The sequence below is a fragment of the Asaia sp. W19 genome (assembly GCF_003994335.1).
In the GTDB taxonomy this organism is placed as follows: domain Bacteria; phylum Pseudomonadota; class Alphaproteobacteria; order Acetobacterales; family Acetobacteraceae; genus Asaia.
Map to the genome: position 1 here is coordinate 18,096 of NZ_PNQZ01000019.1, position 20,545 is coordinate 38,640.

Below are 20,545 nucleotides of genomic sequence, written 5' to 3' on the forward strand. Positions count from 1 at the left end.
GGCGGGTTTTGCGTTGCCGCACCGGACATGCTACCGGCGCGGTATGCGCGCTTTCCTTTCTGACGCCGAATGAACCGCATGACTGCAAGCGGGACGATAAGCCGGGCTCTTCTCATTCTGGCGCGCGGTTATCTCGCCCTTGCGCTGCGCACCACGCGCTGGACGATCACCGGCGCCCCCGATGCCGTGCCTGTCCTGACGCAATCGCCCGAACGCAAGACCGATGGCGCGATCGTCGCGGCTTGGCATGCCACGCTTCTGATGCTTCCCGCCATGTGCCGCTGGGGACATCAGAGCAATCCCGAACTCACGATCACCGTCATGATCAGCCGCAATCGCGATGGTCGTTTCATTAATGATCTCGTTGCACCCTGGGGGATCATCGGTGTGGAGGGATCGAGCGACCGTGGCGGCAAGAACAAGGGAGGGAGTCGCGCCCTACGTCAGGCATGCGAGATCCTGCGCAATGGCGCGATCTTCGCGCTTACCCCGGACGGGCCGCGCGGACCTGCGCGGATTGCCCAGCGCGGTACCGAAACGCTGATACGCCTGACCGGCAAACCCTTCGTGCCCGTTGGCACGGCCTGCACCTCGCTGCGCCTACCCACCTGGGACGGATTGCGTCTGCCTCTCCCCTTTGGCAGGGGGTATCTGCTGTATGGGCAGCCCTGTACCGAGGCGATCACAACCGAGGCGGTGACAGAGCGGCTCGATCGCCTGACGAGACGCGCGGAAACGGCGCTGTCTCTCGGGCGCGCCGGGATCAGCGACCGCCTCTGGCAGGGGCTGGGCGCTGCGCTGATGCCCGCCCTGCGCGGGATGATGTTGTGGCGTCTGAGGCGCGGCAAGGAGAACGCGGCAAGGCTGGCGGAGCGTCGCGGCCGCACCACTCTGGAGCGACCGCATGGCGAACTGATCTGGCTGCACGCCGCCAGTGTGGGGGAGGTTCAGTCCATCCTTCCCTTGCTTGGAGCGCTCGCCACCCGTCACCCCGCACGGTATTTCTTGATCACCACGGCCACGCTCGGCGGAGCGGCGATCGTGGCCGCCCATCAGGCAAGCGCCGGTCTGGCTGCAGCCCGGCTCATTCATCAGTTCATTCCGTATGACGTTGCTCTGTGGACGCGCCGTTTCCTCGATCACTGGAGACCCTCGGCGCTTCTCCTGACCGATAGTGAACTCTGGCCAGGGCTCATTCTGGCCTGCACGCGTCGGGCCATTCCGGTCGGTGTGCTCAATGGGCGCCTCTCTGCCCGCTCCTGGCAACGTTGGAAACGCCTGAAGCCTTTTGCCCCACCTCTGTTCAGCCGTCTCGATTTCGTCGCTGCCCGCGGGGAAGAAGATGCGCGCCATTTTCGTGCCCTCGGGGTGCGCGAGGTGCTCTGCCACGGCGATCTCAAGCAGAATGCCCCCCCCCCGGCGGTCGATGAGGCCGAACTTGCCCGTTTGCGGCAGACGCTCGGCGCGCGACCGGTGTTCCTGGCGGCCTCGACGCATGCTGGCGAAGACGAGATCATTCTACGCGCCTCAGCCCTCGCCCGGCTAAAACATCCCGAGTTGTTGACCATCATCGCACCACGCCACCCAGTGCGCGGCCCGGCAATCGCTGCGCTTTGCTCAGCCACGCCGCCCCTTCGATCACGCGGCGAACTCCCCGATACAGGATCTCCGCTCTGGATCGCTGATACACTGGGCGAGCTGGGACTTTTCTACCGGCTCGCTACCTGCGCCTTCATCGGTAATTCGCTCCTCTCACCCGGCGGTGGCCATAACCCGTTCGAGCCCGTACGCCTTGACGTGATCCTCAGCAGCGGGCCGCATTGCAGCAATTTCCGCCCGGCTTTCGCGCAACTCAACGGTCTGGTTTCGACTATACATGACGAACAGGAACTGGCTGGATGGATTGATGCCGTGATGACCGACCCGATATCCTGGCAGGCCAGAGCGAGCGAAGCCCGTGCTGCGGTGGCACCAGAAGAAGCGGTCCCCGCGGCCCTCCTGGACAGGATCGACGCCTTATGCGGCTGAAGCCCGGACCACCCGGTTTCTGGAGGGACCAGTCCCCTCGCTGGCAGGCGCGCGCCCTCACCCCGCTGGCATGGGCGGTCGATACACTTGGCACATTCCGGGCCTTGAGGGCCACACCGGCGCTTTCCCCCGTCCCGGTACTATGTTGCGGCAACCTGACGGTAGGCGGTACAGGCAAGACGATCATCGTGAGGGATCTGGCGCAGCGTCTCGTCGCCCGTGGCGAGCAGCCCCATATTCTCAGCCGTGGCTATGGGGGGCAGCTCAAGGGGCCTCTGCGCGTCGATCCAGTGCATCACACCGCCCGCGATACAGGGGATGAACCCTTTATGCTGGCGCAGGACTTTCCCGTCTGGATCGGTGCCAATCGCGCCGAGACCGCCCGCCTTGCCGCCGAGGCCGGTGCGACCTGCCTGCTGATGGATGACGGGCTGCAAAATCACAGCTTGCGTCAGACCATGAAGCTGATCGCCATTGATGGAAGCGTGGGCCTGGGCAATGGCCGTATCCTGCCTGCCGGCCCTATGCGTGAACCGGCATCGCGCGGTTTCGCCCGCGCCGATGCGGTCATCCTGATCGGCCGGGATGATACAGGGCTCGTTCCCTCCCTCCCACCCGGGCTTCCCGCTCTGACGGCGCGCCTTATACCCTCTTCAGTGATCCGTAAATTGCAGGGGCGCCAGGTCATTGCCTTTGCCGGGATCGGCCGACCCACGAAATTCTTCGAAATGCTCACCGATTCCGGGGCACCGCCCATGCGCTGCATCCCGTTCGACGATCATCATGATTATAATGAGCGCGACTGCCGTCGTCTCTCCGTCCTTTCACGCCAGCCCGGGGCCGTTCTCGTCACCACACGCAAGGACTGGGTCAAGCTGCCGGAATGGTTGCGCTCGGAAGTCACGGTCATCGATGTGGAATTGCTCTGGGCTGATCCCGGCGCTCCGGAGCGGCTTCTGGACCTGCTACTGGCGAATGTGTAGAGCCGCCGCATGAGCGATAAACCTGCTGTCACCCTCCTCAACCGCGTCGAATACGGCGTGGCACGCATCGCCCTGGCCGGGCTTTCCGTTCTCACCCCGGCGGCAGCGTCGAATCTAGGCGGGTGGGCTGCACGCAAAATCGGCCCGAGACTGCCTGTCACCCGAGTTGCACGTGCAAATCTGGCGATGGCTCTGCCGAAGCTCACGGCGCAGGAGCATGAGCGGATTCTCATTGGCGTCTGGGATAATCTGGGGCGAACGGTCGCTGAGTTTCCCCATCTTGCCCGTCTGGAACGGGATACCCCCGAGGGGCCGGGATGGAGCATCACGAATGCCGAGACGCTTCATGCCATGGCGAGCGCCTCACGCCCTGTCATTTTCTTCTCCGGCCATATCGGCAATTGGGAAATGCTGCCCCCCATCGTCGCACGCCACGGACTGCCCTTCGCCTCTTTCTATCGCGCAGCCGGCAATCCTCTGATCGATCGTCTCATCATCAGGCTGCGCAACAGGGCGATGGGATGCGACGTGCCAATGTTCGCCAAGGGCGCCAAGGGTGCCAGACTTGCACTGCGCTATCTCTCTCACGGACATCATCTCGGCATTCTGGGCGACCAGAAAATGAATGATGGAATCGAGTGTCGCTTTTTCGGACTCCCCGCGATGACGGCTTCAGCCGCAGCCAGTTTCGCCGTGAAGTACGATTGTCCCATCGTGACCGGACGTATCGTCCGACTTGGCCCAGCCCGGCTCCACCTCGAAGTCGGTCCCGTGCTCCACCCAGACACGCAGGCACCGCGCCAAATAGAGATTGGTAGCCTCACACAGCAGCTCAATGACTTCCTCGAGAGATGGATTACGGAAAAGCCGGAATCCTGGCTCTGGCTACATCGTCGCTGGCCCAAGGAATTGTATACAAGAAAAAAGGGCTAATTAACGCCAAATAGGCTCTACGAGTTCCGTTTTTCCGATCTAACGGGAGGCGAAACAAAGCATTGCTTTTCTGCAACACCTTGCGTTTTCGATGCGGAAAAAAGGGCGCTCTGCGCAATTTTACGTTGAGAGACGCCGCTTTTGCCGTCTAGCCTCAGAGTTGCACCAGAAATGAGGACGCAACGTATGGCCCAGACGCTGCCGTTTCCCAAGAACGAAACTCCAGCACCTCTCAGCAATGTGATTCCACTGCGCTTCAATGTGCTGCCTCGTCATCGCGAATATCTGTCGCAGTGGCTGCAGGCTGGCCTCGCCATGGGGCTTTGCGACGCCGATATCGAAACCGAGTGTCTCAACGGACGCGAGGAGGCCGTCGCCCATATCCTGATCTGGGTCCGTGAGAATGCTGACCCCGCCTATATGATCAAGCCACGCGGTTTGCGCTGGGTTCTGGTCGATCACATCCGCGATCACGAGCTCGGCGTCTATGCGAGTCTGGAATTGGCCCTGCACACAGTGCGCCCCGTCCTGCCGCTCAAATCAATCGCGGCAGCCTGACACAGCGCGCCGTATCAGGCGCCAGTCAGGACCGTTCGCCCCGACGCAAAGAGACGGGGCGAGGAGCCGCAGTCAGAGTTCCCTGATCTGACACCCCTCAGCCTGCCAGGGCTGCATCATCTGCCCAGCCGCCGAGGCGCTGCCGAGGCCATCTTGACACCGCCACCCGGCAGGATTTCGAAGACGGCAAGGCCACGAGCCACCGTACCATCGGCCTGAAGCACAAACGTTCCATCTGCCCCCGCGAATCCGTCTGGGCGCAGCAGCGAGTGTTGTGAAAAACCGTCCGGCTGCTGGCTAAGCACGGCCGCCATTGTGGCAGTATCGTAAGCGACATTGGCCAGTACCGACGGTGCATAGCCATAGCGGCTGCGATAACGCTGCACGAAGTCGGTGCGCGACGACGGATCAGGCGCCGCGAACCACCCTCCCTGCAACGCCCCAAGCTTGCCCGCGAACGCACTCCACAGGGCCGGACCGAGGATACGCGTCTGGTGCGGATCGACCGAGGCCTGTTTCAAGCCATCGATGACCGTTGCGAGCTGAAGTCCAGTATCACCGAGCAGCAAGGCATCGAAGGGCGGAGGTGGCAGGGATACCGGCGCCACAGGGATGGAAGGAGCCTGCGCCGGGGCGCCCGATGGCGGCGCGGTCTTGCCTGGCGCAGCGGTATCAGCACCAAGCGGGTTGATCGCGTCGGGCTCTGCTGGAGCGGTCGAGGCAGGCTGAGCAGGGCCTGAAACGGAAGCGGATTGCTGCCCTGCCTGATCCTGTCGTGTCTGAACGGCAGCGAGGGTCTTGAGCCCGGAGATGATCGAGTCAGAGGCCCCGGTATGAAAGACGATCTGAGGCGGGGTCAGACCCTTGTTCGTGCATGCCTTGAGCAGCGCATCGCCCAATGCATGCCCCAATGCGTTATCGGGCAGGAAAGCCGCAAGCGTCTTGCGTCCCTCACCTGTTGCGGCATCAACAAGGCGATCGACCTGCTGCTCGACCGTAACCCCCATGACCCACACGCCGGGGCGCGCCTGCGCCTGGTCGCTCGTATAAGCGAATTCAGGCAGGCTGGCGGCTTGGGTGAGCGCTGCCACCGAAGCCGTCTGCGGGGCGGTCAGCGGGCCGAGAATGACACGGTCGCCCTGATCGATCGCCGCACGCGCGGCCGATTCTGCGGTCTGGCCGGGAGCGTCGGTGTCACGGATATCAAGGGTCACCCCATGCCCATCCGGCACGGCAATATGAGCGGCATTGGCCATCTGCTGACCCAGCTTGCCGAAACGACCTGTCAGCGGCAGGAGCATGCCGATCTTGCGTGTTCCGGTTTCCTGCGCGGTGGGGCCTACCGGGCTAACCGGTGGGGCAGTCTCGGGGCCATTACAGGCATTGAGGGCAAAGAGCGCGACACCGGCAAGAGCGGAAACCTTGCATGCAGAGGCCGACCTGAGCGATGTGAAGGAAATCACGCGCTGACGGGGACCGAATGTCCGACCTACCATCTTACACCCATACTCCTGATAACGATTCGACTCTCGAGAGTCCGGGTCATGCTTATGACAATTCGGACAGTTCTGCGACCCTCCCCGCTGGCAGCCTGACCCTGGTGGCCACACCTATCGGCAATCTGGGCGATATGAGCGTGCGGGCCATCGAGACCTTGAAGGCTGCCGATGTCATTCTTTGCGAGGACACACGGGTAACAGCCAAACTGCTCAAGGCCTATAATGTTTCCACACCGACACAGATTCTTCACGATCACAACGAGGAAGACCGCATTCCCGGCTTGCTGAGCCGCCTTGCTTCCGGCGCACGCATGGCGCTGGTTTCGGATGCAGGCACGCCTCTGGTGTCCGATCCCGGCTTTCGTCTCGTGCGCGCCGCCCTTGCGCAGAAAATGAACGTAGGCGCCCTGCCAGGGGCCAACGCAGCGACGCTTGCCCTCACCCTCTCCGGCCTGCCCCCCCATCCCTATCTGTTCAGCGGCTTCGCCGCCCCACGCTCCTCGGCCCGTCGCACCCAGTTCGGCGTGTTGCGTGCCGCCGAACAGGCAGGACTCTCAGCGACGCTCATCTGGTACGAAGCGCCGCACCGTCTGCTCGACATGATCGAGGATCTGATCGTCGTGTTCGGGTCGGAACGGCAGGGAGCGGTCGCCCGCGAGCTCACGAAGCGGTTTGAGGAGATCCGTCGCGGGACATTGCGGGAATTGCAGGAGCACTTCCTGCAGACTGCCCCCCGGGGCGAGATCACAATCCTCGTTGGACCGGCCGACGAAGCAGAAAACAGCGGCGAGGCGGACCTCGACGCGCGCCTGCGAAAGGCGCTGCAAAGCCACTCGGTCAAGGATGCCGCGACACTCGTGGCAGGAGCTGTCAATCTGCCGAGGCGCGTCGTCTATGCGCGCGCGCTCGAAATCGGTTCCGAAGGGCCAGAAAGGGACTGACCCGTACCCTGATCAGTCCTGTTCCTTCGGCAGGGCGAACAGACTGTCAGGGAGCCTCGGATTGGTTTCGATATTAAAGAGATCGATCTGCGTCTCACGCCCTTGCGAGTCCTTGACGACCCAGGACCGCAGGCTCAGCGGCGCCTCATTGAAAAGGAGCGTCAGGCTGCCCTCCCCCGGTGTCGCACTACGCACGACAGTGACCTGAACCAGACCATGATCATGCTCGAAGCCCGTGACCGTCACATCACCCGAAAGTTTCAGATCAGGGCGGAGCAATAACCCGAGCGGTGTCCTGTCGAGGGGCAACGTCGTGACCTGACCGAGTTCGCGGTCCTGATAGACAATCTGCCCCTGATTGGCGACGAGCAGGAGCGGGCTCGGCTTGTCGTAATCGAAACGCATGCGCCCCGGTCGATTCAGCAAGGCCTGCCCGGTTGAACGCGCCCCGTCCGGGGCAATCTGCTGAAACCTTGCCTTGATGGCATGGGTCGCGTTGAGCACGTCCTGCACGCGCGCAATCCAGCCGGCATCAGCAGGACGCAGAGCGGCGGGTGTGGCCTGCGCATGGGCCGCGTCAGCAAGGCCCGGTGACACAGACAGAAGAGCAAGGAGGCAGAAAGAACGGATTTTCATGGCCGGGCGCTCAGATCGAGGCTTCCTGGAAGATCGGGCGGACATCGCCCTGCCACACACCGTTAAAGCGCTCGAGCCAGGTCTCAGCCTGGGTCGGCGCGCCAGCGGCAATGGCTTCAAGAGGGGCGAGGTAGGATTCTTCACCCAGGCCGCGCGCGTGCAGCCCTTGCCCTGCCAGAGCAACTACGCGCTGCGCCAAAGTGCGCAGCCCCCCGGGAAAGGACGCGTTCATGGCTTGGGCTGGCACCGCCCCGCGCAAGGCGCGATAGCTGGACCAATCCTGTTCGCGCACCAGAGCTTCAGCCGCCAGTAATGTGGCCGGGTCATAAAGCAGACCGACCCAGAGCGCGGATTGTGCGAGCATCATCGCCGGACTTCCTGCATCGGCACCGCGCATTTCCAGAAACTGCTTGAGGCGCACATCGGGGAAAACCGTAGTCAGATGATCTTCAAAATCACCCATGGTCGGGGTCAGCCCTTCCAGGACGCTCTGCGACTTTCCCGCAAGCCAGTCACGAAAGGATGCACCGGCGACATCACGGATCTCACCTTCGCGCATCACGAAATACATCGGCACGTCCAGAACCCAGTCGACATATTGCTCAAAGCCGAAATTCTCGTCGAAGCAGCAGGGTGGCATGCCCGAACGGGCATTATCGGTATCGGTCCAGATATGGGCGCGGTTCGAGAGCAGGCCATTGGGCTTGCCCTCATAGAAGGGAGAGTTCGCAAAAAACGCGGTGGCCAATGGCTGCAAGGCCAGAGAGACGCGCATCTTGCGGGCCATATCCTCTTCGGAGCCAAAATCGAGATTGACCTGGACCGTACAGGTACGGGTCATCATGTCGAGACCGAGCGATCCCACCTTGGGCATATAACGACGCATGATGGCGTAGCGGCTCTTCGGCATGATCGGCATGGCGTCACGGGACCAGAGCGGCTGGAACCCGAGCGGCGCGAAACCCAATCCGAGAGCCGCAGCGGGCTCACGCAGCGCAGAGAAATGGGCATCCATTTCGGCGCGGGTCTCGTGCAGGTCAGCAACCGGTCGGCCGGATAACTCGAACTGCCCTGCCGGCTCAAGAGAAACCGACTCGCCCTTATGCGCGCCCTGCCCTTTGAGGCCGATCAGCTTGCCGTGGTCCTCTATGGCCTGCCAGTCGTCACCATTGCCCTTGAGTGCCTCGAGCAGGGATTCGATACCGCCCGGCGCATAGGGTGGCGGCGAAAACGCCTCGCGGCCGGATCGATCACCCGGCAGAACGAAACCGAATTTCTCATGCTCCGTACCGATACGCCAGGATTCCTGCGGCTTGGCCCCCTCCGCAAGCAGAGCGACGAGCTGGGCCTTGTTTTCGATGGGCGTATCGTTCAGGTCACCGGGATTAGACATGGGCGGTACTGGAGCCTCGAAGGGGATTTCTGGAAAAAGAAACTGAGAAGTTTCGTCCTATATGGACTGTGAGACGCGAAACGCCAACTGGGCAAGACCGGCAACCACTGCGGTATCGGCTCTCAGAATCAGATTCCCGAGCGAAATCGGGGTTACGGCCCCATGCGCGCCCAGCAGGCGACGTTCGGTTTCCGTGAACCCGCCCTCCGGTCCGATCAGAAGCGCATGGTCCTGGGGTACGCTCTCAACGAGCGCGCCTGGCTGTCGTTCCAGAGCCGCAAAAAGCGGCCGCGACCGATCCCATTCATCCATAACCTGCATTAGCGGGCGGAGCGGTTCGATCGCCGGTATATCGAGCCGCTCACATTGTTCGGCGGCTTCCAGCGCGATCGCGTGAAAACGCTCGGCATTGATGCGATGCGTGTTGGTACGCTCCGTAATGACCGGGCAGAAACGCGTCACCCCCATTTCGGTGCCCATGCGGAGCACGAGATCGGTGGCATCGCGCTTGAGCGGCGCAAAGACCAGAACCGGGCCATGCGTCACGACAGGGGCGCGGTGCTGTCGGGTGAGCACCGCCTGCCCCCTGTCCTTGCGCTGGATCTCCAGCCGTGCCTCCCACTCTCCCGCCTCGGCATTGAACAGGTGTACGCTATCGCCCGTCACGAGCCGGAGCACGGTCGCAAGATAACGCATCTGGCCCGGATCGAGCGCTATGGCGGCACCCTCGCCCATCATGGGCTGCAGCGAGTCGATATGAAGCCGGGGAGCGTCCTGCATGAAACCCTCTTGATGCGCGATTGACGTTCCCCGTTCATAGACGCATTGAACCGGGATGACGACATGGAGACCCGAATGACGCGCCAGACCGTGCCCCACACCGATATACGCGCTCATGGTTGGGTAGCCCGCCTCCCTGAGGGTATCAGGCCCTATATCCTGCTCGCACGGCTCGATCGTCCGGTCGGGACCTGGCTTTTGCTCCTGCCGGGTATCTGGGGCATTGAACTGGCCGAGGGCGCATCCTCCCTGCATCGCGCCGCGCTGATCCTGCTTTTCGCAATTGGCTCGCTCGCGATGCGCTCGGCGGGATGCGTGGTCAATGACATCTGGGATCGCAAGATCGATGCTCAGGTCGCGCGCACGGCGGGGCGCCCCCTTGCCAGCGGCAGGCTTACGGTACGTCAGGCGCTTGTCACCCTTGCGCTTCTGCTCGCCATCGGTGCCTTCGTGTTGTTTCAGTTGCCTCCTCTATGCTGGGCTCTGGCACCGCTCGCCCTGCTGCTCGTCGGGCTTTACCCCGCCGCAAAGCGCGTGACCTGGTGGCCTCAGCTCGTCATGGGATTCACCTTCGGATTTGGTGCGCCCATGGGCTATGCCGCCAGCGCGGGCAGGATCGACTGGGTGTGTGCGTTGCTCTATGCGGGCACCATCCTCTGGCAGCTTGGATTTGATACGATATACGGGTTCCAGGACATGGATGACGATGCCCGTATCGGGGTGCGCTCTACCTCGCGGCTCTGGGCTGGACAGGCGCGTGGCTTCATCGGGAGTTGCTATGGCGCTGCCCTGCTTCTCATTGCCACAGCCATGGCGCTGTCCCCCCTTCACTGGATCGCCTGGCCGATCGCAGCCCTGGCGGCTTTCATGCTCTTTCGTCAGATCGGGCGGCTGGATATCCGCGAGCCCGCGCTCTGCCTGGCCCTTTTTCGTCAGAACGTTCCCTTCGGCATGGTGCTGGCCCTTGCCCTGATCTGCGGCAGAGCCCTCTCATGAAAGACCCCCGCACCTTCATCAGCAGTCAGACGGTCATAACGGCGGCGCCTCTGGTACCCGAGATCGCACTGCATCTCGCCACCGAGATCACGCCGATCTGGCAGGCGACAGAGGCGCATCTGGCAGCACTGAATATCGAGCCGCCTTTCTGGGCCTTTGCCTGGCCAGGAAGTCAGTTGCTGGCGCGCTTCGTCCTGGATCAGCCCGAACGGGTCAGGGAGAAGTCTGTGCTTGATTTCGCCTGTGGCGGGGGCCTTGCGGGGATCGCCTGCGCCCAGGCTGGCGCGGGGGCCGTGCGCGTCAACGATATCGATCCGCTCGCGCTCGAAGCCGCCTGCCTGAACGCCGCACTGAACAAGATGTCTGTGTTACCGGTGACGAGCGATCTGGTCGGCATCGTGCCTGAAGGGATCGACCTGCTGCTTTGCGGCGACGTCTGCTACAATCAGCAGATGGCGGATCGCATCATCCCCTGGCTTCGCCGCTGCGCCCGGACCATGGACGTGTGGATGGCCGATCCGGGCCGTCCCTACGCCCCTGAAGACGGTATCGAGATCCTCGTTTCGGCGACACTCCCGACGACAATGGAACTCGAAGGCAAGACCGAGCGGGAGACAAGGCTTTGCCGTATCCTCCCTTCGCCCGGCTAAGAGATTCTTAGCGTCGTGCGCTCGCGGTTTGACCCTGAGGGTGGACGAAACCACCATCACGCTGGGCGTTTATGATCTCGGCATAGCTATCGCAGACGAGAGAATCGCGCAGCGCTCCGTCGGGCTCTGTATGCAGGAATTGGGTGGTTTCCGTCAGACCCTCGATCTCGGCCATGAGCGCTTCAAGCTGCGCGCCCGTCTCTTCCGCATCACGCTCGCCACATTTGATGGCGCGCAGAAGCGCTGCCTCGGGGCGCGGGAAGGTGATGTGGCCCGTGCCCAGCAATTCTCTGGTCTGATAGCTCACGCGCAACGCGTGGCTGAGCCCCTTCCAGTCATGCCCCGTACCAGCGGCGGCCGCGCGATCACCATAGCTGGCAACAGCACGGGCCAAAAGCGCTTGCGCATCGTTCAGCCTGGTGCGGAGCGGCATTTTGCGGCCAGCACAGTCAAGATGGGCAACAGCCCTTCTCGGATCCGGCTGATCGAGCGGGACGATCGCGATATGTGAAAAGCCTGACGCCGCGATGAAGTCCGGCAGCGAGCTTCCAAGATCATCCAGCCTGGTCGAAGCGCCGTGTTCCGATCGCGCGTTGTCGATGAAATCGACCATGCGGGTCAGTTCGGAGAGCCTCGTTCCACGCGCGCCAAGCCGCACCGCATGGGCTCGGCAATACTTCAGAAAACTCGCAGCATTCAGACCAATCAGGTTGCGCCGGTTCTCGACGATGCGGTGCCAGACCGGGTGGGGCTTCTCAAGCCAGAATTGTGACGGAGTGAAGATCATGTCGAGAGCGACGATCTGACCCTGACCCAGAAAATCGAGAAAGCGATGGAGGGCGAAACCGGTCTCATCGATATCGCCGGGCTGATTGCGCTCCCCGCGATGCTTCTTCCGTTGCTGTACGACGACATCACGGCAGGATTGCAGGAGGATATCACGCGCATCGGGCAGGAAAACGCCATTGAGATCCGTGTCGGAAGACACGGTGTCGGTGCCATAAAGATGCGCCCCCGCGACCATGCGTATGACCGGAGTCATGAGCGTGAACGCTCCCAGGCACTCAGCACGGTGTCGAGCGTGTCATGAATACCGCGATCCCCCTTGGTCAGAAGGGGCATCAGCAGGCGCATTTCACGCAGGAAGGTCACGGCAAAATCCTGATCGTGCCGGATGATGGAGCGGGCATTATCGAGCAGATCCGCCAGCTTTATCGTCTGCCCCTCGGCGCTCGCTCGGGCGGAATGCGCCCGATCGAGCGCCTTGCGCATTTCACGATTACCGTCTTCGGGGCGGCTGACATCGGTCAGCATCTCTACCAGAGCGCCGATATCCGGCCCGAAACGAGCGTTGATCTCGGCCTGGGTGACTGGCGTATCCTCGACCACATCATGCAGCCATGCGGCCGCCACAGCCTCGGGCCGCCCACCGGCGGTCGCCACGATCAGCGCAACCGCCTCTGGATGGACGATGTAATCCTGACCGTCATATTTGCGTTTCTGCCCGATCGAGGCATGGGCTCGGGTCGCGAAGATCTTGGCGCGACGAACAAGGCCGTTCATGAGCTCTTCTCTCTTGTACATCTTCCGGCTCACACCGGATCCACCCCCGGCATAGCGCAGCTCGGGCGATGCGCCGCCTCACAGCTCAGCGATCAACCTCTGCGGCTGAACCGGATCGTCCGTCCCAGACTCAAACCTGCACCAAGCCAGGCAATGATCATGGCGCAGAGCAGACACAGTGTGGAGGCATGAAGACTGAACCGGAAGACACTTGCCACCAGCAAGGCGCCGAGCGTCTGCCCTCCCAGCCGGGCCACCGAGACAAGGCCACTCGCGCTACCCTCACGCCCGCGCGGAGCAGCCAGCATCATCACGCGGTTATTCGGCGGCTGGAACATGCCGAACCCCGATCCTGCGAGCCAGGTACGCCAGATGATATCGAAATTGCTGGCATCGCTGGGTAGCTGCCAGAGCAGAGCGAAGCCACACCCTGTCACAGCGAGGCCGAGACTTGAGAGCTGGGCCGCCGGAATCCGGTCTGTCCATCGACCGATCAGAAACGACATGCTCGCAACGCCAACCGCCCAGGGCGTGATCAGAAACCCCGTCACGGTAGCAGGGCGATGGAACACGGTCTCAAGCGTGAAGGGCATGGCGATGATAAAGAAATTCGACGCCACGAACCCGGTCAGCCCCACGATGAAGGCGATCAGGAACGACGGCACTCCCAGAAGATCCACCGGCACGACAGGTTCGCTCTTGCCACGCTGATAGCGCAGCAATGCCGCCCAGCACCCGACCCCGATCCCGGACAGGGCGAGAGCGCTGAGCAAACCGCCATGCACCGCGTCGTCAACCCCAATGACCGTGAAGGTGAAAGCCGCAATCGTGAGCGCGACGGCCGGAAGATCGACGTTCTTGTCCGAGCGCGGCGTGACGGGCAAGGCAATGCTGGCCAGCCCCAGGGCGGCCAGGCCGAGCGGCACATTGATCCAGAAAATCCAGGGCCAGTCGGCCACGGACATGACAAGCGACCCAACGGTCGGCCCCAGCGCCACCCCGGTGCCGATGATCAGCCCGTTCAGGGCCAGACCCTTCCCAAGCTCTGCCTTGGGATAGATGAACCGTATGAGCGCGATGGCCACGCTCATGATGCTCGCACCCCCCATGCCCTGCAGCGCGCGGGCAAGCGCCAGTTCGAGCAGGGTATGCGACAACGCGCACAGAATGGACGCGACAAGGAAGATCGCGATCCCCAGGCGACACATCCGCGCGAAGCCGATCCGGGCCCCGATCGATGCGAGCGGCAGTAGCATCGAGAGCGAGGCGAGCTGATAGGCGTTGATCACCCAGATGGATTGCGACGATGCAATATGCAGATCATGCGCGATGCTGGGCAGAGCGACATTGGCGACAGCGTAATCCAGCACCGAAAGCAGGACAGCGAGCGCCACCGCCAGCATCGCCTTGGCGCGCTCGGCTCCGTACAGTCCATCTGCCTGTGGTGCCGGGCTCATGGCTCAGCTCTGGGCGATGAAGACGCGCTGGAACAGCGTGTTGGTCCAGGTCATCCCGGCCAGGAACAGAGCGGCGTCGAAACGCGGAGCGCCGTCACGCAGGAACGCGTGCTGACCGTCCACCTCATGCCATTCCAGAGCGACCGCAGCTGCCTCCAGTGCATCACGTATCTGCTTGCGGCCTTCATAGGGAACATGCGGGTCATGGCGTCCCCAGACCATCATGAGTTCACCCCTGATCTCGGCCGCCCGGGCCAGCGTCCCATCTGCACGCTCACCACCGAGCGTTCCGGTATGCAGATCCGTCGCATAGAAACAGGCCGTCGCCTCGATGGCCGGATGCAGCGCCGCACGAAACGCCAGATGCCCGCCCAGACACACGCCAAAGGCGCCAAACCGGCCGCTACAGGCGTCATGGCCTCGCAGCCAATCGATGAGGGCCATGTTGTCGCTGTCGAATTGCCCGATGGGTTTGGTATATTTGAGGTCGTTACCACGATCCGTGCCTGGCTTGTCATAGGCCAGCACGCAGCCCGGAGCCTCATATTCATGATAAACTTCCGGCACGGCTACCAGATAGCCCTGCCCGGCAATCATGGCCGCCAGGCGCTCGATGGGTGCCGTTACCTGATAGATCTCGGAAAAAAGCAGCACTGCCGGGAAATGACCGGGGCGCGTCGGCCGAAAGAGGTGGACCCGCATCGTCCCTGTCGGGGTGTCGATATCTGCTTTCTCGTCGCTACGAATCAGCACGGAAATCTCTCCTTCAACGGTGATGGAATCGGGCGAGCCGATCACGCAGGGCTTTCGTGCATAGAGCCTCCGGGGTCGCGGCGCCATGCCCGCCGCAAGCGCCGACTCGCGTCACCCCCCACAACGTCCGTTGGATCGATCCAGAAATCCCGACGCGCAAAGCCAGCGAGGATGCGGGTTGTAAGAAACCTGCCCAATATGTGAACATCCTGACAGGGTTCGACACGTTGACAGAAACCCGTTTCGGCCCCCGAGATCACGCCATGTCTGCGCTTTTTGCCATCTCCCTTGCCTCCGCCGCGATCCTCGCGATCGTCGTCCTCATCGCCTATTTCAGGCTCAACCCGTTCATCGTGCTGTTCACGACATCGCTTGCTCTCGCGCTCGCCGCCGGAATGCCTGCCGACAAGGTGGTGAAATCCTTCGAGGAGGGCGCGGGCCATGTGCTCGGCCATGTCGGGACCGTGATCGCGCTCGGTACGATGCTGGGCAAGATGCTGGCCGAATCAGGAGGGGCAGACCGGATCGCCCTGACGATTTCGAACCGCGCGGGCCGGTCGCGTGTGGACTGGGCCATGATGATCATCGGGCTCCTTATCGGACTCCCGGTGTTTTTCGAGGTCGGGTTCGTACTGCTTATCCCGCTCGCTTTCGTGCTGGCGGCGCGTACCGATATGCCGCTGCTGCGCGTGGCCCTGCCCATGGGCGCAGCACTGTCCGTGACCCATGCCATGATCCCGCCCCATCCGGCGACCCTGCTGGCACTCTCGGCCTATCATGCCAATACCGGCCATACGATCTTCCTGGGTATCCTGATCGGCACACCCATTGCGATCATCGCCGGACCGCTTTTCGCGCGGTTCATCGCACCGCGCGTTCCGCTGACAGAGGCCAATCCGCTGGCCGAACAATTCGTCAATCGCGAGCAACCCAAGAACATGCCGGGCTTTGCGATTACGGTGTTCACCATTCTTTCGCCCGTCGTGCTCATGCTGGTCGCCTCGGTAGCCGATCGCGTCTCGGCGCCCGACACGACACTGAATACGGCGCTCCATTTCATCGGCAATACCGATATCGCCCTCGTTCTGGCAGTGATCCTGTCCTTCTACGTTCTAGGTCTGGCGCGCGGTTTCTCCCGTGAGACGATCCTGCATTTTACCAATGAGTGCCTTGGCCCGACCGCGCTGATCATGCTTCTGGTTGGAGCCGGCGGTGGTTTTGGCCGCGAACTGGTCGATAGTGGTGTGTCCAAGGTAATCACCGACACGGCGCTGAATTTCAACGTCCCAATTCTGGTGCTGGGCTGGCTTCTGGCCGTGATCGTGCGTGTGGCCTGTGGCTCGGCGACTGTTGCCATGAGCACGGCCTCGAGCATTGCCGGACCGATCCTTCTCAAGAGCCATGGCGTCTCGCCCGAACTCATGGTGCTTGTTACGGGTGCCGGTTCGGTCGCCTTCGGCCCCATGAATGATGCGGGCTTCTGGCAGATCAAGGAATATCTGGGCCTGACCGTGCCCCAGACCATCAAGACCTGGTGCGTGATCGAAACCCTGATCGCGTTTCTTGGCCTCGGCTTCTGCCTTCTGGCCTCGCTGGTGATCTGACCAAGGGCGGGCCGATACGGCGCCTAGGGGCGTTCCTTCTGAACACTGACCTACGAGGGGCGCCCCCGCGAGGAGCCTTCCTCCAGGAGGTTTTCCTCCGGGAGGATCGAGTGGGTGAAATGCTCCAGGCAGGTTTTGCGCCATGCCTCACCAGCCGGTGAAAGCCCATGGTCCCGCCGCGTGGCGAGTGCCCAATCGAAACCCATGACAGGTGAGTGCAGATGCAGCGCCCTCACCCCCTCCATCCAGACGCCACGACACAGGGCGGAAGGGATGATACCGAGCCCGAGCCCCGACCGGACCATGGCCATGAGCAGATGGATATCCCCTGTGCGCCCAACCACGCGCGGCTTCGCGCCATGCCCGGCATAGGCCTGAAGGATGAAACGGTTGATCTTGAAGTCCTCTCGGAGCAGCGCCACCCGCTCCTGGATGATTTCCGACAGGGCGCAGGAACGCCGTTCCGCGAGGTCATGGGCGTCAGGCACTACGAGGCAGAGATGGTCCCGCCCGAGAGGGTAAAAATGCAGCGCTTCTTCACCGCCAGGCACGATGAGTGCCGCAATTTCTGTCTGTCCTCCACGCAAGCGCGGCATAAGCTTTTCAGACGGTGATTCGTCGATTTCGAGCATCACGCCGGGATGCTCACGACAAAAACTCTCGATGATTGCGGGGAAGCATACCGAGGAAAGCGCCGGAGGTACGGTGACGCGCAAACGCCCCTCCAGGCCCTGACTGTCTCTACCCATGATGTCGCGCAGGCTCATCTCCTCTCGCAAGGTACGCTCGGCGTAACGCCTCAGGACTTCCCCCTTCTCGGTCAGGGCAATCGCTTTTCTACCCCTGACGATCAGTTGCGTGCCGAGCTTTGTCTCGAGAGACTGGACACTCTGGCTGACCGAAGGCTGACTGACATGTAGCGCTTCGCTGGCTCTGACGAATCCCCCCTGACAGACAACCGCAAGGAAATGGCTCAATTCACGAAAAGTGATCTGCGGGGGTACCATAGGTAGAATCCTATATAGCCGATCTGAAGATCATATTATCTTATTGCTATAGGCAGGCGTAAAGCAGGCGCTTTCACGCAATTGCGAGTTCGCTCCCATGGGCCCATCTGCCTCGACCGTTATATCGACGCCGCATACAGGCGGATTGCGCCATTCGCTCGCTGAGGACGTCTATGCCTTTCTGATCGGATGCTCTCTGATCGTGATGGGCATCCTTTGTCTGCACAAGGCCGGGCTGGTGACGGGCGGGATGGCGGGGATCGCGCTTCTGCTGTCCTATTTCCTGCCGCTCTCGCCGGGTCTGCTCTTCACGCTCATCAACATTCCCTTCCTCGCATTCGCCCTGAAAGCCATGAGCCCGAATTTTGCGGTCAGGACCATGATCGCGAGCATGGGGGTCACGGTCTTTGGCGGTTTGATGCCGCGCGTCATCACGGTGTCGGACATTAATCCGCTCTTCTGCGCCCTTTTTGCGGGCACGATCATCGGGCTCGGTATATTGTGCCTTGCCCGTCATCAGGCCGGTGTCGGCGGCACAGGCATTGTCACGTTGTGGCTACAGAAGTCGCGGGGCATCAATGCGGGGCGTGTGCAGATCGCGATCGACGTCGTCATCCTGACCGTCTCAGCGTTCTTCCTGCCCAAAGACAAGATCGTTCTGTCTCTTGTCAGCGCCGTCGCGACGAGCGGTATCCTGATCGTTTATCACCGGCCGGGACGCTATATCGGGCATTGAGACTCCCGATACGCGTTCATGATCCGGTCAGGAAGGGAGCGTTTCCAGAAAGTCCCGCGACGTCATGGGACGTGAAAACATGGGATAGGTATAGGCGATAGCGGCCTCATGCTGCGCCTGCGAGAGGCTGGCCGTGCAATCGGTCAGAGTGATCACGTCATAGCCCAGCTCATAAGCCGTACGCATGGTCGATTCCACACAGCAATCGGTCAGAAAACCACTCAGCGCCACACGCGTGACGCCGTTATGACGCAGAACGAAATCCAGATTGGTGCTCGCGAAGCCGCAAAGTCCCCGCTTGCCGGCAATTACGACATCCTCGTCGTACGGCGTCAATGCCTCAATGATCTGCGCGCCCCACTCGCCCTTGCGGAATGCCGAGGTGGCCTTGACCCCGGCCAGTATCCCGTAGGGTTCGGCAGGAAGCTCGGGATAGCCCGGGGCAAATTCGATCGGTACCCAAATGATCTGCACGCCTCTGGCGCGCGCCTCACGCACCAGGGCAATAGTACGATCGATCATCCCTGTGCGCGCGATCTCCGCCTTCACACCGTCATGCAACGCCCCGCCCTCGGTGACGAAATCATTCTGATATTCGATCAACACAAGGGCGGTATGGCTCATGACTTGTTCTCCGCATAGGGGTTCTTGGTGCCCCTCAACTGCAAACGGATGGGTGTGCCGGGCAGGTGAAAGGTTTCGCGCAGCCCGTTGACCAGATAGCGCTTATACGCGTCAGGCAGCAGTTCGGCGCGCGTACCGAACAGAATGAAGGTCGGCGGACGCGACTTGGCCTGCGTCATGTAGCGCAGTTTCAGGCGACGACCATCCACCAGTGGCGGCTGATGCCGCTCCAGTGCCGCCTCGAACCAGCGGTTCAGTTCGCCCGTGGTCACGCGGCTGTTCCAGACCTCATGCGCACGGCGCACAGCGGGGAGCAGCTTGTTCACCCCCGCACCGGTCAGGGCCGAGAAGGTGACCACCGGAATGCCACGCATCTGTGCGAGCGACGTCTCGATACGATCCGCGATCGCCTGGCGCGTTGCCGCACGATCTTCGACCGCGTCCCATTTGTTCAGAGCGAGAACGCAGGCGCGGCCTTCGCGCTCGATCAGCCGGGCAATCTGCAGGTCCTGCTCGTGTACGCCAAGTGTGGCGTCGAGCGTGAGCACGACCACCTCGGCCATTTTAAGGGCCTCGATGGAGGCGGAGACCGACATACGCTCGAGATCCTGCTCGATGCGTGCCTTGCGACGCAAACCTGCCGTATCCACAAGCTGAATCGGGCCAATTTCATCATGAAGCGACACAGCAATTGAATCACGCGTGAGACCGGGTTCTGGCCCGGTGATCATGCGTTCCTCGCCGAGCAGGCAATTCAGAAGCGTCGATTTTCCGGCATTGGGTCGTCCCACAATTGCGAGGCGCAACGGCCCCGCAGGGCGCTCCTCGATTTCCTCGCCATCCTCATCGAGCGGCTTGGCACGCGAGCGGGGCTTCTCGCGTACGCGCTCCCCCTCGGGCAGACGGTCGGCAATCTCGCCCATCAGATGCGCGATACCCTCGCCATGCTCCGCAGAAAGCGCGAGAGGGGTACCGAGGCCAAGCGAATAGGCCTCGAGCACCTCATTGGTCGCTGCTGCGCCCTCGGCCTTGTTGGCCAGAAGCATCACCTTCTTGTTCTGCTTGCGCAGCCAGGCGGCAAAATGCTTGTCAGCGGGGGTGACGCCCGCGCGGGCATCGATACAGAACAGGACCAGATCGGCCTGGGCCACCGCCGATTCCGATGAGGCGCGCATCCGGCCGAACAAGGTGTCAGGCGCCGCCTCTTCAAGACCGGCTGTATCAATCAGGCGCACCTTGCGCCCGCGCAGCAGGGCCTCTCCTTCCTTGCGATCGCGTGTGACGCCCGGCATGTCAGACACGATGGCCTGACGCCGCCCTACCAGCCGGTTGAAAAGAGTCGATTTACCGACATTGGGACGCCCGGCGATAACAACGAGCGGAAGAGTAGAAGAGTCAGTCACG

Annotated in this window: 20 protein-coding genes; 9 read left to right on the plus strand and 11 right to left on the minus strand. The window is 62.2% G+C overall.

Features of this window, described 5'->3' with window-relative positions; all coding sequences use genetic code 11:
- The first annotated feature begins 78 nt into the window (after positions 1 to 78).
- The 4 genes from C0V97_RS04315 to C0V97_RS04330 all read left to right on the plus strand — a co-directional run bounded on the left by C0V97_RS04315 (position 79) and on the right by C0V97_RS04330 (position 4,502).
- Positions 79 to 2,028 carry a glycosyltransferase N-terminal domain-containing protein gene (locus C0V97_RS04315; protein WP_158625335.1) on the plus strand — a complete coding sequence of 650 codons (1,950 nt, stop codon included), beginning with the start codon at positions 79 to 81 and terminating at the stop codon, positions 2,026 to 2,028.
- Complete coding sequence (lpxK, locus tag C0V97_RS04320) at positions 2,019 to 3,011, plus strand: tetraacyldisaccharide 4'-kinase (RefSeq protein ID WP_127101063.1); 993 nt, start codon at positions 2,019 to 2,021, stop codon at positions 3,009 to 3,011. Before C0V97_RS04315 ends, lpxK begins: the two co-directional genes overlap by 10 nt.
- A 9-nt stretch (positions 3,012 to 3,020) precedes the next feature.
- Entirely contained in the window at positions 3,021 to 3,944 is a 924-nt protein-coding gene (locus C0V97_RS04325) for a lauroyl acyltransferase (RefSeq protein ID WP_127101065.1), read from the plus strand.
- A 186-nt stretch (positions 3,945 to 4,130) separates the two neighbouring features.
- Entirely contained in the window at positions 4,131 to 4,502 is a 372-nt protein-coding gene (locus C0V97_RS04330; RefSeq protein WP_199751625.1) for a hypothetical protein, read from the plus strand.
- Positions 4,503 to 4,618: 116 nt separating this feature from the next.
- On the opposite strand, the gene C0V97_RS04335 is transcribed toward C0V97_RS04330, so the two are convergent.
- Complete coding sequence (locus tag C0V97_RS04335; protein WP_127101069.1) at positions 4,619 to 5,998, minus strand: penicillin-binding protein activator; 1,380 nt, start codon at positions 5,996 to 5,998, stop codon at positions 4,619 to 4,621.
- Here C0V97_RS04335 and rsmI point away from each other — a divergent pair.
- Positions 5,983 to 6,942, plus strand: a complete 960-nt coding sequence (gene rsmI, locus C0V97_RS04340) for a 16S rRNA (cytidine(1402)-2'-O)-methyltransferase (RefSeq protein WP_199751628.1) — start codon at positions 5,983 to 5,985, stop codon at positions 6,940 to 6,942. The genes C0V97_RS04335 and rsmI overlap by 16 nt on opposite strands.
- 12 nt (positions 6,943 to 6,954) lie before the next feature.
- Here rsmI and C0V97_RS04345 read toward each other — a convergent pair whose 3' ends face one another.
- The 3 genes from C0V97_RS04345 to C0V97_RS04355 are packed head-to-tail and all read right to left on the minus strand — an operon-like array spanning position 6,955 to position 9,751.
- The gene (locus C0V97_RS04345; RefSeq protein WP_199751631.1) at positions 6,955 to 7,578 is read right to left on the minus strand and encodes an outer membrane lipoprotein carrier protein LolA; all 624 of its coding nucleotides are present in this window, start codon (positions 7,576 to 7,578) and stop codon (positions 6,955 to 6,957) included.
- A 10-nt stretch (positions 7,579 to 7,588) separates the two neighbouring features.
- Entirely contained in the window at positions 7,589 to 8,971 is a 1,383-nt protein-coding gene (locus C0V97_RS04350) for a glutamate--cysteine ligase (RefSeq protein ID WP_127101073.1), read from the minus strand.
- Between the two features lie 57 nt (positions 8,972 to 9,028).
- Complete coding sequence (locus C0V97_RS04355) at positions 9,029 to 9,751, minus strand: 16S rRNA (uracil(1498)-N(3))-methyltransferase (RefSeq protein WP_127101075.1); 723 nt, start codon at positions 9,749 to 9,751, stop codon at positions 9,029 to 9,031.
- A 75-nt stretch (positions 9,752 to 9,826) separates the two neighbouring features.
- On the opposite strand from C0V97_RS04355, the gene ubiA reads away from it, so the two are divergent.
- Complete coding sequence (gene ubiA / locus C0V97_RS04360; protein ID WP_127101077.1) at positions 9,827 to 10,747, plus strand: 4-hydroxybenzoate octaprenyltransferase; 921 nt, start codon at positions 9,827 to 9,829, stop codon at positions 10,745 to 10,747.
- The gene (locus C0V97_RS04365; RefSeq protein WP_127101079.1) at positions 10,744 to 11,397 is read left to right on the plus strand and encodes a methyltransferase; all 654 of its coding nucleotides are present in this window, start codon (positions 10,744 to 10,746) and stop codon (positions 11,395 to 11,397) included. The genes ubiA and C0V97_RS04365 overlap by 4 nt, the downstream gene beginning before the upstream one ends.
- 7 nt (positions 11,398 to 11,404) lie before the next feature.
- On the opposite strand, the gene C0V97_RS04370 is transcribed toward C0V97_RS04365, so the two are convergent.
- The 4 genes from C0V97_RS04370 to C0V97_RS04385 all read right to left on the minus strand — a co-directional run bounded on the left by C0V97_RS04370 (position 11,405) and on the right by C0V97_RS04385 (position 15,170).
- Entirely contained in the window at positions 11,405 to 12,439 is a 1,035-nt protein-coding gene (locus C0V97_RS04370) for a DNA polymerase beta superfamily protein (RefSeq protein WP_127101082.1), read from the minus strand.
- Positions 12,436 to 12,960, minus strand: coding sequence for an HD domain-containing protein (locus tag C0V97_RS04375; protein ID WP_158625336.1), 525 nt, complete (start codon positions 12,958 to 12,960; stop codon positions 12,436 to 12,438). Before C0V97_RS04375 ends, C0V97_RS04370 begins: the two co-directional genes overlap by 4 nt.
- 92 nt (positions 12,961 to 13,052) lie before the next feature.
- Positions 13,053 to 14,417: an MFS transporter gene (locus tag C0V97_RS04380; RefSeq protein ID WP_127101086.1), complete on the minus strand. Its 1,365-nt coding sequence runs from the start codon at positions 14,415 to 14,417 to the stop codon at positions 13,053 to 13,055.
- 3 nt (positions 14,418 to 14,420) lie between these two features.
- A complete protein-coding gene (locus C0V97_RS04385; protein WP_127101088.1) occupies positions 14,421 to 15,170 on the minus strand; it encodes a dienelactone hydrolase family protein in 750 nt (249 codons plus the stop codon).
- A gap of 263 nt (positions 15,171 to 15,433) precedes the next feature.
- Between C0V97_RS04385 and C0V97_RS04390 the strand changes: the two genes are divergently transcribed.
- Complete coding sequence (locus C0V97_RS04390; protein WP_127101090.1) at positions 15,434 to 16,774, plus strand: gluconate:H+ symporter; 1,341 nt, start codon at positions 15,434 to 15,436, stop codon at positions 16,772 to 16,774.
- A 50-nt stretch (positions 16,775 to 16,824) separates the two neighbouring features.
- On the opposite strand, the gene C0V97_RS04395 is transcribed toward C0V97_RS04390, so the two are convergent.
- On the minus strand, positions 16,825 to 17,781 hold the full coding sequence (locus C0V97_RS04395) for a LysR family transcriptional regulator (protein ID WP_127101092.1): 957 nt from the start codon (positions 17,779 to 17,781) through the stop codon (positions 16,825 to 16,827).
- Positions 17,782 to 17,878: 97 nt separating this feature from the next.
- Here C0V97_RS04395 and C0V97_RS04400 point away from each other — a divergent pair, with 97 nt between their 5' ends.
- On the plus strand, positions 17,879 to 18,517 hold the full coding sequence (locus C0V97_RS04400; protein WP_233581965.1) for a YitT family protein: 639 nt from the start codon (positions 17,879 to 17,881) through the stop codon (positions 18,515 to 18,517).
- A 27-nt stretch (positions 18,518 to 18,544) separates the two neighbouring features.
- Here C0V97_RS04400 and C0V97_RS04405 read toward each other — a convergent pair whose 3' ends face one another.
- Together C0V97_RS04405 and der are read right to left on the minus strand one after the other, a co-directional pair.
- The gene (locus C0V97_RS04405) at positions 18,545 to 19,141 is read right to left on the minus strand and encodes an isochorismatase family cysteine hydrolase (RefSeq protein ID WP_127101094.1); all 597 of its coding nucleotides are present in this window, start codon (positions 19,139 to 19,141) and stop codon (positions 18,545 to 18,547) included.
- A complete protein-coding gene (gene der, locus C0V97_RS04410) occupies positions 19,138 to 20,544 on the minus strand; it encodes a ribosome biogenesis GTPase Der (protein WP_127101096.1) in 1,407 nt (468 codons plus the stop codon). Before der ends, C0V97_RS04405 begins: the two co-directional genes overlap by 4 nt.
- Position 20,545 lies beyond the last annotated feature (1 nt).